Source organism: Simplicispira hankyongi (genome assembly GCF_003570885.1).
Classification (GTDB): Bacteria; Pseudomonadota; Gammaproteobacteria; order Burkholderiales; family Burkholderiaceae_C; genus Simplicispira; species Simplicispira hankyongi.
Genome location: NZ_QXJC01000007.1, coordinates 149,157 through 164,497 on the forward strand (window position 1 = coordinate 149,157; position 15,341 = coordinate 164,497).

12 protein-coding genes are annotated in these 15,341 nt (G+C 64.9%); 6 read left to right on the top strand and 6 right to left on the bottom strand.

The window, feature by feature from the left end:
- Window positions 1–165 precede the first annotated feature (165 nt).
- The 6 genes from D3F03_RS14320 to D3F03_RS14345 all read right to left on the bottom strand — a co-directional run bounded on the left by D3F03_RS14320 (window position 166) and on the right by D3F03_RS14345 (window position 7,828).
- Window positions 166–1,494, bottom strand: coding sequence for an ABC transporter substrate-binding protein (locus D3F03_RS14320; RefSeq protein WP_119110100.1), 1,329 nt, complete (start codon window positions 1,492–1,494; stop codon window positions 166–168).
- 40 nt (window positions 1,495–1,534) lie between these two features.
- Window positions 1,535–2,611, bottom strand: a complete 1,077-nt coding sequence (locus D3F03_RS14325) for a branched-chain amino acid ABC transporter permease (RefSeq protein WP_119110101.1) — start codon at window positions 2,609–2,611, stop codon at window positions 1,535–1,537.
- Window positions 2,612–2,735: 124 nt separating this feature from the next.
- On the bottom strand, window positions 2,736–3,665 hold the full coding sequence (locus tag D3F03_RS14330) for a branched-chain amino acid ABC transporter permease (protein ID WP_119110102.1): 930 nt from the start codon (window positions 3,663–3,665) through the stop codon (window positions 2,736–2,738).
- Window positions 3,666–3,694: 29 nt separating this feature from the next.
- A complete protein-coding gene (locus D3F03_RS14335; RefSeq protein ID WP_119110103.1) occupies window positions 3,695–4,480 on the bottom strand; it encodes an ABC transporter ATP-binding protein in 786 nt (261 codons plus the stop codon).
- A 10-nt stretch (window positions 4,481–4,490) separates the two neighbouring features.
- On the bottom strand, window positions 4,491–6,437 hold the full coding sequence (locus D3F03_RS14340) for an AMP-dependent synthetase/ligase (protein WP_119110104.1): 1,947 nt from the start codon (window positions 6,435–6,437) through the stop codon (window positions 4,491–4,493).
- A 209-nt stretch (window positions 6,438–6,646) separates the two neighbouring features.
- Complete coding sequence (locus D3F03_RS14345) at window positions 6,647–7,828, bottom strand: ABC transporter substrate-binding protein (RefSeq protein ID WP_199665477.1); 1,182 nt, start codon at window positions 7,826–7,828, stop codon at window positions 6,647–6,649.
- A 119-nt stretch (window positions 7,829–7,947) separates the two neighbouring features.
- Between D3F03_RS14345 and D3F03_RS14350 the strand changes: the two genes are divergently transcribed.
- The 6 genes from D3F03_RS14350 to D3F03_RS14375 all read left to right on the top strand — a co-directional run bounded on the left by D3F03_RS14350 (window position 7,948) and on the right by D3F03_RS14375 (window position 15,269).
- Window positions 7,948–8,664 carry a Crp/Fnr family transcriptional regulator gene (locus D3F03_RS14350; protein ID WP_119110106.1) on the top strand — a complete coding sequence of 239 codons (717 nt, stop codon included), beginning with the start codon at window positions 7,948–7,950 and terminating at the stop codon, window positions 8,662–8,664.
- 164 nt (window positions 8,665–8,828) lie between these two features.
- Window positions 8,829–9,464 (top strand): methylamine utilization protein, encoded by a 636-nt coding sequence (locus D3F03_RS14355; protein WP_119110107.1) that lies wholly within the window; start codon window positions 8,829–8,831, stop codon window positions 9,462–9,464.
- Complete coding sequence (locus tag D3F03_RS14360) at window positions 9,461–11,818, top strand: putative bifunctional diguanylate cyclase/phosphodiesterase (protein ID WP_199665478.1); 2,358 nt, start codon at window positions 9,461–9,463, stop codon at window positions 11,816–11,818. Before D3F03_RS14355 ends, D3F03_RS14360 begins: the two co-directional genes overlap by 4 nt.
- 94 nt (window positions 11,819–11,912) lie before the next feature.
- A complete protein-coding gene (locus D3F03_RS14365) occupies window positions 11,913–12,968 on the top strand; it encodes a pseudouridine synthase (protein WP_342769327.1) in 1,056 nt (351 codons plus the stop codon).
- A gap of 39 nt (window positions 12,969–13,007) precedes the next feature.
- Entirely contained in the window at window positions 13,008–14,291 is a 1,284-nt protein-coding gene (locus D3F03_RS14370; protein WP_245960634.1) for a lipase family alpha/beta hydrolase, read from the top strand.
- Window positions 14,292–14,333: 42 nt separating this feature from the next.
- Window positions 14,334–15,269: an exopolyphosphatase gene (locus D3F03_RS14375; RefSeq protein WP_119110109.1), complete on the top strand. Its 936-nt coding sequence runs from the start codon at window positions 14,334–14,336 to the stop codon at window positions 15,267–15,269.
- Window positions 15,270–15,341 lie beyond the last annotated feature (72 nt).

The following is a 15,341-nucleotide window of genomic DNA, read 5'->3' on the forward strand; positions in this document are numbered from 1 at the left end:
CCGTGAGCTATATATGCGCCCCTGGACCTGCGCAACTGGCGCGCCCAAATACCAGGGCTCCCGTGCAAGGGCCGCCCCGCAGCACCGGGAGCGTCCCCCTTCCGCAGCGCGCAGCGCTGCAAGAGAAGGGGGAAGGCGCGCAGCGCCTCAGGGGGTTGCTCCTAATCAAGAATTGCAATCCGCCGCTTCACGGCGCTGCATTTTCTTGTCGGCCAGGTACTTGTCGCCAGCGGCCTTGACCATGGGCTTCAAGATCTGCTCGTCGGCCTGGTACCACTCGGGCGCGATGTTCCACTTGGCGCCGTCCCAGGTCTGGATGCGGGCCCAGCTCGAACCCATGTGGTCGGCGCAGCTGGTCGATACCGGCCGCATGATGCCGCCAAAGCCCATGGCATCAATCTTCTTCTGGTCGAGGTTGAGGTTCTCAAGCCCCCAGCGCACCTGCTCGCTGGTCATGACCTTGCCCTTGCCAAAACGCTCTTGCGCACGGCGCACGGCTTCCACGCCGAGCATCTGGATCATCACGCCGCGGGTGTACAGCACCGAGCCGACTTCGTCCTTGGGGCCCGTGCCCTGGCCCTTGTCCTGCACGTACTTCATGATGTCCTGGATGACCTTCTGGTCTTTGCCCGAGCCGTTGAGGGCGAGGGCGTGGTAGCCCTTGGCGCCCATGCCGACGTCGCGCACGTCAGGCTCGGCACCGGCCCACCAGACGCCGTACATCTTGTCGCGCGGATAGCCCGTGGCCTGCGCTTCCTTGAGCGCGGTGGAGTTCATCACGCCCCAGCCCCACAGCAGCACGTAGTCAGGACGGCTCTGGCGCACTTGCAGCCAGGTGGCTTTTTGCTCCACGCCAGGGGCGGTCACAGGGAGCAACTGCAGGTTGAAACCGTGCATCTTGGCTCGCTCTTCGAGCAGAGGAATGGGCTCCTTGCCGAACGGGCTGTCGTGGTACACGAGGGCGATTTTCTTGCCCTTGAGCTTGTCCATCCCGCCGAGCGACTTGCCGATGGATTGCAGGATGATGTCGGCGCCCGTCCAGTAGCTGCCCATCATTTCGAAGTTCCACTTGAACGCCATGCCGTCTGCGGACATCGACAGACCGTAGCCCACGGTCAGCAGCGGAATCTTGTCGGCAGGGGCCTTTTCCGTCAGCGCAAAGGTGATGCCAGTCGATTGCGGGTCGATCAGGCTGACGCCGGGATGGACCTTGAGGCGTTCGTAGCACTCGACGCCGCGGTCGGTGGCGTAGCCGGTTTCGCATTCCTCGAAGGTGAGCTTGACGCCGTTGATGCCGCCGTCGCGGGCGTTGATCATCTTCAGGTAATCCTGCTTGCCGTTGGCCCAGGGCGTGCCGTTGGGTGCGTAGGGGCCGGTGCGGTAGGAGAGCAGCGGGAAGAACTGCTCCTTCGCTTGCGCGAATGCGCTGGTGGACAGCGTCGCTGCCCCAGCGGCCACCACGGTGGCGGTGATCAAGAGTTTCGATAGCTTCATGGATGTCTCCTTTAATGAAAGTGTTGAAGCACGGGGGGAATCAATGCGGGAACGGCCAGAGCCGGAGCTTTTGCTTGCCCATGGACCACAGTTTGGCCAGACCATGGGGCTCGACGATCAGGAACCAGACGATCAGGCCGCCAAAGGTCATGAGTTCGACGTGCGAGACCGTCGCGGTCGACAACTCGATACCCACCAGATCGCCCAGCGTAGGCAGCAGGCGACTGAGCGCAATCGGCAGGATGACGATGAAGGCCGCGCCAAAGAAGCTGCCCATGACGGAGCCCAGGCCGCCAATGATCACCATGAACAGCAACCGGAACGACAGCTCGACCGAGAACGCTGCCGGCTCCCAGGACCCCAGGTGAATGAAGCCCCACAGCGCCCCGGCCATGCCGATGATGAAGGAGCTGACGGCAAAAGCGCTGAGCTTGGCGTACATGGGGCGAATGCCGATCACGGCGGCGGCCACATCCATGTCGCGGATCGCCATCCATTCGCGGCCAATGGCACCGCGCACCAGGTTCTTGACCAGCAGGGCAATCACCGCCAGCAGTGACAGGCAGAACAGGTAGCGGGCCATGGGCGAATCGAGCGCCATGCCGAGCACTTTGAGGTTGTTGACGGAGACTGAGCCCGAAGGCGAATCGTTGGTGAACCACTGGATGCGCAGGAACATCCAGTCGCTGAAGAACTGCGCGGCCAGCGTCGCCACCGCCAGGTACAGGCCCTTCACACGCAGACTCGGCAGGCCAAAGAGGATGCCGAAGAACATGGCGCACAGGCCGCCCAGAATGAGCGTGGGAATCAGCGGCAGCCCCGGGATGCGCGCGTAGAAGTTGTAGGCGCCATACGCCCCCACCGCCATGAAGGCGGCCGACCCCAGCGAGATCTGGCCGCAGTAGCCCACCAGCACGTTCACGCCCAGCGCAGCGAGCGACATGATGACGAACGGGATCAGGATGGAGGTGTAGAGGTACTCGCTGGCAAACAGCGGCACGCCAACGAAGGCGACCGCCAGCAGCAGGCCGATGGCGATGCGATCCTGTGCAATCGGGAAAATCTGCTGGTCGGAGCGGTAGCTGGTCTTGAACTGGCCGTTTTCGCGGTAGAGCATGGTGGTTCTCTCAATAATCTTTTAGCTACGACACGCTTCGCTTAACTTTGCTTTGCAAAGTTAGTCTTCGCTGAAAGCTCATCCTTCGCCTGCGGCGAAGAAGCCTTCGGCTTGATCGCGTACTTCATACGCGATCGATGATCTTTTCTCCGAAGAGCCCCTGCGGCCGGAACAGCAGGAACACCAGGGCGAGTACGTAGGCAAACCAGATTTCAATGCCACCGCCCACGTACGGGCCCAGATACACCTCCGAGAGCTTTTCGCCCACGCCAATGATCAGGCCGCCGATGATGGCGCCGGGCACCGAGGTCAGGCCTCCAAGAATGACGACGGGCAACGCGCGCAGGGCAATCGTGGTGAGCGAGAACTGCACGCCCAGCTTGGAGCCCCAGATCATTCCGGCGACGAGCGCCACGGCACCCGCCACGCACCACACAATGACCCAGATGCGGCCCAGCGGAATGCCGATGGATTGCGCTGCCTGGTGGTCGTCGGCGACCGCGCGCAGCGCACGGCCTGTCTTGGTTTTCTGGAAGAAGACGGTTAGCGCAATGACCAGCGCTGCGGCGATGCCTGCGGCGATGACATCCTCCTGGTTCACCAGAATGCCGCCAGGAAACACCTTGTCGAACAGGAACACCGGGTCCTTGGGCATGCCGATCTCGATGGGGTAGATGTCGCTGCCAAACATGCTTTGGCCCAGGCCTTCGAGGAAGTAGGCGATGCCCAGCGTTGCCATGAGCAGCGTGGCGCCCTCCTGGTTGACCAGGTGGCGCAGCACCAGGCGCTCGACCAGCCAGGCGACGATGAACATCAGCACACCGGCGAAGACGAAGGCCGCAATATTGGCCAGCACCGGGTTGGCAATACCCGTCCAGCCGGGGAACCATTCGGCAAAACGCGCCATGGCCAGGGCGGCAAACAGCACCATGGCGCCTTGGGCAAAGTTGAACACGCCGGAGGCCTTGTAGATGAGCACAAAGCCGAGCGCGACGAGTGAATACAGCATGCCTGCCATCAGGCCGCCGATCAGGGTTTCGAGAAAAAATGCCATGGTGGTAAGTGCTCCGGCGCGTCTTGTCGTTAGTGGCTGGTGCCGAGGTAGGCGGCAATGACGTCTTCGCTGTTGCGCACGGCTTCGGGCTCGCCGTCGCCGATCTTCTTGCCATAGTCAAGCACCACGACGCGGTCGGAGATGTCCATCACCACGCCCATGTCGTGCTCGATGAGCACGATGGTCGTGCCGAACTCGTCGTTCACGTCAAGGACGAAGCGGCACATGTCCTGCTTTTCTTCCACATTCATGCCGGCCATGGGCTCGTCGAGCAGCAGCACCTGCGGCTCCATGGCGAGCGCCCGGCCCAGGTCCACGCGTTTTTGCAGGCCGTAGGGGAGCTGGCCCACCGGGGTTTTGCGATGTGCCTGGATTTCCAGGAAGTCGATGATGTGTTCGACGAACTCACGGTGGGCGATTTCCTCGCGCTCGGCAGGCCCGATGCGCAATGCCTGCATCAGGATGTTGCTTTTGATCTTGAGATTGCGGCCGGTCATGATGTTGTCGATCACGCTCATGCCCTTGAACAGCGCCAGGTTCTGGAAGGTGCGGCCAATGCCCATCTCGGCCACCTGGCGCGAATTCATGTGTGAGAAGGTCTGGCCGCGAAAGGTGATGGAGCCTTGCTGCGGCGTGTAGACGCCATTGATGCAGTTGAGCATCGAGCTCTTGCCGGCGCCGTTGGGCCCGATGATGGAGCGGATCTCGTGCTCGCGCACGTCGAAGGAAATGTCGGTCAGCGCGTTGACGCCGCCAAAGCGCAGGCTGATGTTGTTCACATCCAGCACGACATCGCCGATCTTCTTGTGGTTCATGGTTGCGGTCTCAGGCGGCTGTTTTCACCGGGGCGAATGTTTTGGTGTCCGAGATCTTGAGCGTGGCGCTGACGCTGCCCGTGCGGCCATCCTCGAACTTGACCTGGGTTTCAATGTATTGCTCGCTCTTGCCGGAATAGAGGGCATCGACGAGCACGCCGTACTTCTCGGCGATGAAGCCGCGGCGGACCTTGTTGGTGCGGGTCAGCTCGCCGTCGTCGGCATCGAGCTCCTTGTGCAGGACAAGGAAGCGGCTGACCTGGCTACCGGCGAGCAAGGTGTCGGTGGCCAGGTCGGCATTGACCTTTTCCACGCACCCCTTGATCAGTTCGTACACCTCGGGTTTCTGCGCCAGATCGGTATAGCCGGCGTACGGGAGGTTGCGCCGCTCGGCCCAGTTGCCCACCGCGTCGAAGTCGATATTGACCATCACGCACACCTTTTCGCGCCGGTCGCCCAGGGCCACCACTTCCTTGATGTGGGGGAAAAACTTGAGCTTGTTCTCCACGTACTTGGGCGCGAACATGGCGCCGTCGTTGGCGCCGCCCTGGATGCGGCCGACATCTTTCACGCGGTCGATGATCTTCAGATGCCCATGCGCATCGAGAAAACCGGCGTCGCTGGTGTGGTACCAGCCGTCTGCCGTGAGTACCTCGGCCGTGGCTTCGGGGTTCTTGTAGTACCCCTTGAGCAGGCCGGCCGACTTGACCAGGATTTCACCGTTGTCGGCCACCTTGATCTCGACGCCGCGAATCGGCACCCCCACGGTGTCGGCCCGGGCCTGGTTGTCGGGTTGCAGGCAGACGAACACGGCGGTCTCGGTGGAGCCGTAGAGCTGTTTGAGGTTGATGCCAATGGAGCGATAGAAACTGAACAGATCGGGGCCGATGGCTTCGCCTGCGGTGTAGGCCACGCGTACGCGTGAGAAACCCAGGTTGTTGCGCAGTGGCCCGTAGACCAGCAGGTTGCCCAGCGCGTACTTCAGGCGGTCCCAGGCCCCCACGGGTTGGCCGTCCATCAAGGCCGGCCCTACGCGTTGCGCCAGTGCCATGCAGGCGGCAAACATCTTGCGCTTGATGAGGCCTGCGTCCTCCATGCGAATCGTCACGCTGGTCAGCAAACCTTCAAAAATACGCGGCGGTGCAAAGTAGTACGTGGGCCCAACCTCCTTCAGGTCGATGGAGACGGTGCTGGCCGACTCCGGGCAGTTCACCACGTAGCCACAGGCCAGCCACTGCGCGTAGCTGAAGATGTTCTGGCCAATCCAGGCCGGCGGCAGGTAGGCCAGCACCTCCTCGCTGCTCGTGAGCTTGTCGAACTCGGCGCCGGCCGAGGCGCGGTCGAGCAAGGTGGCGTGCGTGTGCACCACGCCCTTGGGGTTGCCTGTCGTCCCAGAGGTGAAGAACATGGCGGCCACCTCTTCGGGGCTCGCTTTGGCGACCGTCTCGCGGAACCACGCCGGGTGCGCTGCGGCAAACTGCGCGCCTGCAGCCATCAGCGCTTCAATGTCCTGCAGGCCGTCTTCGCTGTACTTGCGCAGGCCGCGCGGGTCGTCGAACCAGATGCGGGTCAGCAGCGGGCAGCGGTCGCGAATTTCCAGCAGCTTGTCAACCTGCTCCTGGTCTTCGACCATGGCAAAACGCACTTCAGCGTTGGTCAGCGGGAAAATGCATTCGGCGGCCACGGCATCCTGGTACAGCGGCACAGGAATGGCGCCCACGGTCTGAATTGCCAGCATGGTGGCGTAGAGGCGCGGCCGGTTCGAGCCGATGACCACCATGTGCTCGCCGCGCTGCAGACCCGCCTGCTGCAGGCCGGCCGCCACTTTTTCCACCAGTCTGGCCAATTGGGACCAGGAGTGCGTTTGCCAGATACCGTATTCCTTTTCGCGCAGCGCAGGTGCGTCGGCGCGCTCAGCGGCGTGCTGGAGTAGCAATTGCGGAAACGTGCGGTTCATGGTGGTCCTTGTTCGGTGTGCGCATGGGGGAGTGCACGGGCGTCGACTGCATTTGCAGCGCGCTATGGAAAGGAATGTTAGGACTCGCTTTGACGCTTTTTTGTCTTTTTGACGACAATTACCGGGAAAACACTCATGGGGTTAAACCCGTACGCGTGTGCAGGGCAGCCAAAACCGGTGGCCTTTGCCGTGCACGGATTACATGCCCCTCAACGAATGAAGCGTCCTCCCGGCCCCACCAGCGTCAGTTCCACGAAGTGCGAGGCGCTGTTCTCGGGCGCCGTGGCGTTGATGTCGAAGCCACCCAGGTCGAGTTTGCGCAGCGTCCAGGTCGCGTCGATGAACGCTGTGCGCGTCGGGTTGCGCCCCGTGCGCTGCAGCGCCTCGAGAAACACGCGGGCGTTGATGTAGCCCTCCAAGGCCAGGTGCGAAGGCTCTGCCGTCGCGCCTATGGCTTTCCAAGCCTGCTGGAAATCGCGTACCACGGGTACCACGGCGTTGCCCGGCAGCGGCACGACCTGGGAGATCGCCATGCCGCGTGCGTTATCCCCTAGCGCTTTGATGTTGGCGGAGGTGCCCAGCACGGAGAGGGCGTACATGGTGACGCCCCGGCGCAGCGGGTGGAAGGCTTTGGCGAATTCCAGTGCCGGCTTGCCTGCCAGACCCAGGAGCACCGCTTCCGGGTTGCCTTCCGAGAGCGTGCGTGCGGCCGCTGCCGCGTCTGAGGCATCGTTTTCCACGGTGGCCGCCTGGGGGCTGGGCAGTTTGGCTGCCGCCACGGCCCGCTGCACGCCGGCCAGCACTTCCTTGCCGAAAGCGTTGTTCTGCCAGGCAATGCCAATGCGCTTGATGCCCAGTGTGGCCAGGTGCTGTACGGCCTTTTCGGCCTCGTCGGCGTAGCTGGCGCGGATGTTGAAGACATTGCGCGCACCGGCCACGTGGCTGACCTGGCCACCAGTGAACGGCGCAAAAAACGGGATACCCGATTCGATCACCTTGGGCATCATCGCGCCGACCATGGGCGTGCCCATGCAGTTGAACAGCGCAAAACACGCGGGGTCGGCAAGAAATTTGTCGATATTGGCCAGCGAACGGGGGATTTCGTAACCATCGTCCAGCGTGACCAATTCAATCTTGCGCCCGTTCACGCCGCCGCGTGTGTTGGCCGCGGCAAAGGCGGCTTGCGCGCCCAGGTGCATGGCCGACCCAAGGTCGCCCAGCGGCCCGGTCAGCGCGGTGGATTGGCACAGCTTGAGGCTTCCCTCCTGGGCCTGGGCAACCGGCAGGCCCAGCCAGGGCAGGGCCAAGGCGCCTGCCAACAGGCGACGGCGCGGCAAACCAGTTGCCATTCGGCGGGCGGCGGAAGAAGTCGCTGGAGGGGCTTGGGTCATGGCAGAAAAAGTGGAAGGGTGGCGGCAGTGCGCCAGTTGCGCCATCATGGCGCCATACCCTGTCGCTGAACTGTCGTTTTCCCGACAATTGGCCTCGTGGTATTCCCCAGCCGCTCTCCATGAACCACGATCTTTCGCTCCACCACCGCCGCCGCCTGCCGACTCGCGAGGAACTCGCGGGCATTCCCTGGCTGCAACTGCTGTCCCCTGAGGAGCGCGAGCGCGCGGTGGCGGCGCTGCTGGTGGGCGATGCGCTGCCTGGCGACCATGTCTGCCGCAACGGGCGCAACGTGACTTACTGGTTCGGCGTGGTGGAAGGCCTGCTCAAAATGAGCAACGACAACGCAGATGGAAGCACCGTGACCTTTGCCGGACTGCCGCCTGGCGGCTGGTTTGGCGAGGGCACCGCCATCAAGCGCGAGCCCTACCGGTACAACGTCCAGGCGCTGCGCAAGAGCACGGTGGCGGGGCTGCCCATCGACACCTTCCACTGGCTGCTGGACCATTCCATAGGCTTCAACCGCTTCGTCATGCACCAGCTCAACGAGCGGCTGGGCCAGTTCATTGCGGCGCGCGAAATCGACCGTTTGGGCAATTTGAATGCGCGTGTGGCGCGCAGCCTGGCGGCCCTTTTCAATCCCGTGCTGTATCCCGGTGTTGGCCAAGTGCTGCGCATTACGCAGCAGGAACTGGCGTACCTGGTCGGACTCTCGCGCCAGCGGGTGAACGAGGCACTGGCAGCGCTGCAGGCGCAGGGCGCCATCCGGGTCGAATATGGAGGGCTGCGCGTGCTGGACCTGGAGGCCTTGCGCTTCACCCTTGCCGAGGGCGGCTAAGCACCCACGCCGGGTCGGCGATTTGCGGTGCCTGGAGGCAGTGTGAGCGCTGAAAAAATTGATGAAAATGGCCAATAGGGCATATACAATAAGCGCTTATAGCTATAGTAATAATAGTAATCATGACGGCGTGGAGCCCCGTGGGGTGTGCTACAAACCGTGTCATGCATGCAGGTTTTCATACACGGGTGGCCCCGCGCGCCCTGGCGTTGGCGTTCGGACTATCGGCGGCGGTAGGCTGGTGCGCCAGCGTTCAGGTGGACGTGCGCGACGGTGCGGGCCAGCCGGTCTCTGGCGCCGTGGTGTTTCTTGAATCGACCGAGGCGCAGCGTGCGGCCCGGCCGCTGCAGGGCATTGAAATGGCGCAGGAGAAAAAGCAGTTCGTCCCGGGCGTGCTGGTGGTCACCACGGGGACCGAGGTGCATTTTCCCAACCGCGACGCCGTGCGCCACCACGTGTACTCGTTCTCGCCAGCGAAGAAGTTCGAGCTCAAGCTCTACAAGGGAACTCCGGCGAACCCGGTGCTTTTCGACCGGCCTGGCGTGGTGGTGCTGGGCTGCAACATCCACGATCAGATGGTCGGCTGGATTCTGGTGGTCGATACGCCGTACTTCGCCCAGAGCGGCATGCCTGGACAGCCTGCAGGCCAGGCTGTGCTCGGCGACGTACCCCCGGGCACCTACCAGTTGCGCACTTGGCATCCCGGTTTGCCGGTGGGCGCTGCAGCCTTGGCGCAGCCGCTGGTGGTGGGCTCGGCAGCGCTCAGCGCCGAGGTCACCTTGACTGGGCTGGCCCCTTGACGCTGCGCGGTCTGCGCCACAGCCTGGTTGCGCGGCTGGTCGGTATGTCCCTGCTCCTGCTGCTGGCCGTGCAGCTCGCCGGGTTCGCCGTGGTGCGCGCCAGCATTGAGCGCAACGCACGGGCACAGATTGCCCGGGAGCTCGATACCGATGGGCGTGTCTGGCAGCGGCTGCTGGAGCAAAAGGCCGAGCGGCTGCGCCAGGGATCGGCCCTGCTGGCGGCGGACTACGGCTTTCGCTCGGCCGTCAGCTCGGGGGATACCCAGACCATCGAGTCGGCGCTGGAGAACCATGGCGCGCGCATTGGCGCCGCCGTGACCGCTTTGCTCGACACCCGTCTCGCGGTGCGCGCCATCAGCAGCCCGGGCGGCGGTATGAAGCAATTGTCCGCCACGCTCGCGCAGGTGGTACCGGCGCTGGCGGCAGAGCCAGCGGGCAGTCAGATCGCGGTGGTCAATGGCCTGCCGCACCAGTTCGTCATGGTGCCGCTGCGCGCTCCGCTGGTCATCGGCTGGGTGTTGATGGGGTTTCCCGTGGGCCAGCCGCTGGCCGAAGAAATGCGCCAGTTGCTGGCAGTGGATGTGGCGGTGCGAGTGGCCGATGGAAAAGGCGGCTTTTCCGTGCCTGTCAGTACGCTGCCAGAAGCTTCGCTGAAGACCTTGCGCGCAGCCGGCAGCGGGGTCGGGGAAATCGAAACGCAGCGGGGCACGCTGCTGGTACGCCGCAGCGCGCTCTCGCACCTGGGCGCGCCGTCTGAAGCGCTGCTGCTGCGCTCGGTCGACGAGCTGGTCGCACCCTACCGCCAACTGCAGTGGTTGCTGGCCGTCATCACCGCCGCCGGCCTGCTGCTGTTTGCGCTGGGCAGCAGCGCCATGGCCCGGCGCGTGACCACGCCGCTGCGCGCGTTGCTGGTTGCCACGCGCTTGCTTTCCAAGGGCAACTACAGCGTGCCCATGGAACACACCGGGCGCAACGACGAGGTGGGCGACCTGGCGCGTTCCTTCGACCACATGCGCCTGGACATTGCGCGCCAGCAAAGTGAAATCCGCGATCTCGCCTACCGCGACCGCCTTACCGGCGTGCCCAACCGGGAGCGCTTTCGCGGTGCGGTGATGGACGCCTTGCGGACCGACCCCGTGCTCGGCCACCGCCTTGCCGTGCTGGTGCTTGACCTTGACCGTTTCAAGCACGTCAACGACGTGCTCGGCTACGCCTTTGGCGATCGGCTGCTGCAGGCGGTGGCGGGCCGCCTGCAGCCCATGGTGGGAGAGCCGGGGGACATGCTGGCGCGCCATGGCGGCAACGAGTTCGCACTGCTGCTGCATGTCACCGACGCGCAGGCGGCGCTGCAGATTGCCGAGCGCATCGCGCGTGCCTTCGAGACGCCCCTTCATTTCGACGACCAGACGGTGGATTTAAGCGCCAGCATGGGCATTGCCCTGTGGCCAGACCACGCCGTGGATGCCGACATGCTGATCAACCGCGCCGAGATCGCCATGTATGGCGCCAAGAAGCGCCTTGCCGTGGCCTTGTTGTACGACCCGGCGCTTGATTCGTCGAGCGCCCAGACCCTCTCGCTGCTGGGGGACCTGCGGCGTGCGGTCGAGCAGGGCGAGTTGCGCCTGTACCTGCAGCCCAAGGTGGCGCTGCAGCGCGGCGCCGGCGCTGCCGCCGAAGCGCTGCTGCGCTGGCAGCACCCGCAGCGCGGCCTGGTGCCGCCCATGGAATTCATTCCCTTTGCCGAGCAGACCGGGTTTGTGCGCCAGCTCACCCTGTGGGTGTTCGAGCAGGTGGCGATGCTGCTGGCGCAGTCGCTCGCCCGCACGGCCGATCTTCATATCTCGGTGAACCTGTCCACGAGAGACCTGCTGGACCCGGAACTGAGCTTGCGCCTGGGCGCCATCCTGGAGCGCTACCAGGTGAGCGCCGGGAGCTTTTGCCTGGAGATCACCGAGAGCGCCATCATGGACGACCCGCAGCGCGCCGAAGCCATGCTCAACCGCCTGGCGCAGCAGGGTTTCAAGCTTTCGATTGACGACTTTGGCACCGGCTACTCGTCGCTCGCCTACTTGAAGCGCCTGCCGGTGAACGAGCTCAAGATCGACAAGTCCTTCGTGCTCGGCATGCAAAGCGGCGGCGGCGACGCGCAGATCGTGCGTTCCACCATCGACCTCGCGCACAATCTGGGGTTGACTGTGGTGGCCGAAGGCGTGGAAGATGCGGCGCTCATGGAGCGCCTGCGCGCCATGGCGTGCGACGAAGCGCAGGGCTACCACATCAGCCGTCCCCTGCCGGCGGAGCAATTTCTTGGCTGGCACGCCGGCCCCGGAGCAGCGTTCGTGGCCGCGCCTTGAGGCAGGCCACCCCCCGCTGCCCCCCGCCGCCCGTGGCGCTTTTGTCTGTTGCGCTCGTTCCTCTGTTGCGCTCGTTCCTCTGTTGTCTGCACCCATGGCCGAACCCCGCCCTCCCCGCTCTCCGTCCACCCCGCGTGAACCGACCGAGCCGCAAACGCCAGCCGCTGCGGCCCGCCCGCTTCTGCGCCGCCCGGTGCTGGCGGCGCCGCGCCCTGCGGCACGCACGTCACCCGTGGCCCGTCCGCCGGCTGCGGTTCGCCCACCACCCGCGCAGCGCAGCGCACGCGCACCAGCCAAGCCGGCCGCAGTGGCCGCGAGCGCGCTCTCGCCCGGCGACAGCACACGGCTCAACAAGCGCCTGGCCGAGCTGGGCGTGTGCTCGCGCCGCGAAGCCGACGACTGGATTGCGCACGGTTGGGTCTACGTCAACGGCGCCGTGGCCGAGATGGGCATGCGCGTCACTGCGCAGGACAAGATCACGGTGGAGCGCGCAGCGCAGCGCCAGCAGGACAAGCAGGTCACCATCCTGCTGCACAAGCCCATGGGCTACGTGTCTGGCCAGGCCGAAGACGGCCACGAGCCGGCGGCGGCACTCATCAACCCGCGCAGCCAATGGCGCGAAGACCACAGTGGCCTGCGCTTTTCGCCGCCGCAACTGCGCGGCCTGGCGCCCGCCGGGCGGCTGGATATCGACTCGGTGGGGCTGCTGGTGCTGACGCAGGACGGTCGCGTGGCGCGCCAGCTCATCGGTGAGGATTCCAGCGTCGACAAGGAATACCTGGTGCGCGTGGTCTATGAAGGGGCAGACGCACGGCGTTCGGGCGAGCGCGCTGAGCCCTTGCAGGAAATTGACGAGCGTGATCCGGTGCGCACCAACGTGCAGGCGGTGTTTCCCCAGGCGCTGCTCGAACGTCTGCGCCACGGCCTGAGCCTGGACGGCCAGCCGCTCAAGCCCGCCAAGGTGGATTGGCAAAACCCCGAGCAACTGCGTTTCGTGCTGACCGAAGGCAAGAAGCGCCAGATTCGCCGCATGTGCGAGCAGGTAGGTCTGAAGGTAGTGGGATTGAAGCGCATCCGCATCGGCCGCATCACGCTGGGTGCGCTGCCGGTGGGGCAGTGGCGCTTTCTCTCTGCGAACGAGCATTTCTAAGCGAGCGCGGTCAGCCCGTCGTCCATTTCTGGAACCCACATGACAGCGACTTCCTCAATGCCCAAGGACCCCAAGAGCAAGACCGCACGCGCCGCCGCTGCAACCGCCGCAGCCGTGCGGCAACTGCGCGCCACCGATGCGCGCGGTGTGGCCCGCCTGGCCACGCTGGCCACGGCTGGCGTGACCGACATTGCCGAGGGCGTGCACCGCTCGGTCCTGGACAGCATGGGGCTGCCGGGCGGCAAGGCTTCCGGGCGAACGCGCGGACTCACGGGGCTGGTGTACCAGGGCATTCGCGGCGTCACGCGGCTGGTGGGTGTGGGCCTGCAGACCGCCCTGCTGCGGCTCGAACCCTTTCTGGATCGCGGCAGCGAAGCCAGCGCCGCGCCCCCGCCTGAGCGCGAAGCCGTGCTGGCGGCGCTCAATGGCGTCATGGGCGACCGCCTGGCCGCCGACGGCAACCCGCTGGCGCTGCCCATGGAGCTGCGCCAGCAGGGCCGCCCCATCGACCTGGCGGCGCTGGGCGCCTCGGGCCAGGCGACCGGCAAGGTGTTGCTGCTGCTGCATGGCCTGTGCATGAACGACCTGCAGTGGCAGCGCGCAGGCCACGACCATGGCGCACTGCTGGCCAAGGAGCTGGGCTATACGCCGGTCTATGTGCGCTACAACACCGGCCTGCACACCTCCGTCAACGGACGCGAGCTGGCCGGCCGCATCGAAACCCTGCTGGCCGATTGGCCGGTGCCGGTGCAGGAATTCACGGTGCTGGTGCACAGCATGGGCGGCCTGGTGATGCGCAGCGCCTGCCAGCACGCGGCGGATGCCGGCCAGCAATGGATCGGGCGCCTGGACAAGCTGGTGTTTCTGGGCACGCCGCACCACGGCGCGCCGCTGGAGCGCGCTGGCAACTGGGTGGACGCGATCCTCGGCAGCACGCCCTGGAGCCGGCCCTTTGCCCGCTTGGGGCAACTGCGCAGCGCCGGCATCACCGACCTGCGCTATGGCCATGTGCAGGACGCCGACTGGCAGGGGCACGACCGCTTCCGCAGAAGCCCGGACAAGCGCCAGCCGCTGCCTTTGCCTGACGGCGTTGCCTGCTTCGCCGTGGCGGCCACCCTGGCGCGCCAGCGCAGCCCGCTGGCCGAGCGCCTGCTGGGCGATGGCCTGGTGCCATTGGCCAGCGCGCTGGGTCAGCACGAGCAGCCCGCGCATGCGCTGGTGTTTGCCAAGAGCCACCAACTGGTGGTGTATGGCGTGGGACACCTGCAATTGCTCGACAACCCGCGCGTGGCGCAACAACTGGTGCAGTGGCTGACGCCCTGACGCAGCAGCGCGGCGCTACCATTGCCTTCCCAAGGAGACAACGTGGAAAACAAAAAATACCGCTTGGTGACGCGCAGCGACTTCGATGGCCTGGTCTGCGCCGTGCTGCTCAACGAACTGGACCTGATCGACGAGATCACCTTCGTGCACCCCAAGGACATGCAGGACGGCAAGATCGCCATCACCGAGCGCGACATCACCACCAACCTGCCGTATGTGCCAGGCGCGCACCTGGTGTTCGACCACCACGAATCCGAGACGGTTCGCAACGCGGGGCGCCGCGACGTGAACCACATCATCGAAGCCCATGCGCCGTCGGCGGCGCGCGTGGTCTACAACCACTACGGCGGCAAGGCGGCTTTCCCGCACATCACCGACGAGATGATGGCGGCCGTGGACCAGGCGGACTCGGCCCAATACTCGCGGGACGACATCCTCGACCCGCAGGGCTGGGTGCTGCTGAACTACCTGATGGATTCGCGCACCGGCCTGGGGCGCTTCCGGGAGTTCCGCATCAGCAACTACGCGCTGATGATGGACCTGATCCAATACTGCCGCGACCACACGATCGAGCAGATTCTGGATCTTCCCGACGTGCAGGAGCGCGTGGCGCTGTACCGCGACCATGCGGCCAGGGCCAAGGAGCAGATCCTGCAGTGCGCCATTCAGATCGGCAACCTGGTGGTGCTGGACCTGCGGCCCGAGGAGACCATCTGGGCGACCAACCGCTTCATGATCTACGCACTGTTCCCCACGGCCAACATCTCCATCCACGTGATGTGGGGCCTGCAAAAGCAGAACACCGTGCTGGCCGCGGGCAAGTCGATTCTGGACCGCAGCAGCAAGACGCATGTCGGCAACCTGATGCTCGAATTTGGCGGCGGCGGGCATGCAGCCGCAGGCACCTGCCAGGTGGCCAACGAGAAGGCCGACGGCATGCTGCAAATGCTGGTCCGGCGCATCAACACCGACGGTTAAAAATAACCATCAAATATGGCTCTATGGCTTATACAGTAAGCGCTAGCAGCTATTGAATTTGAGTTTCTTTCG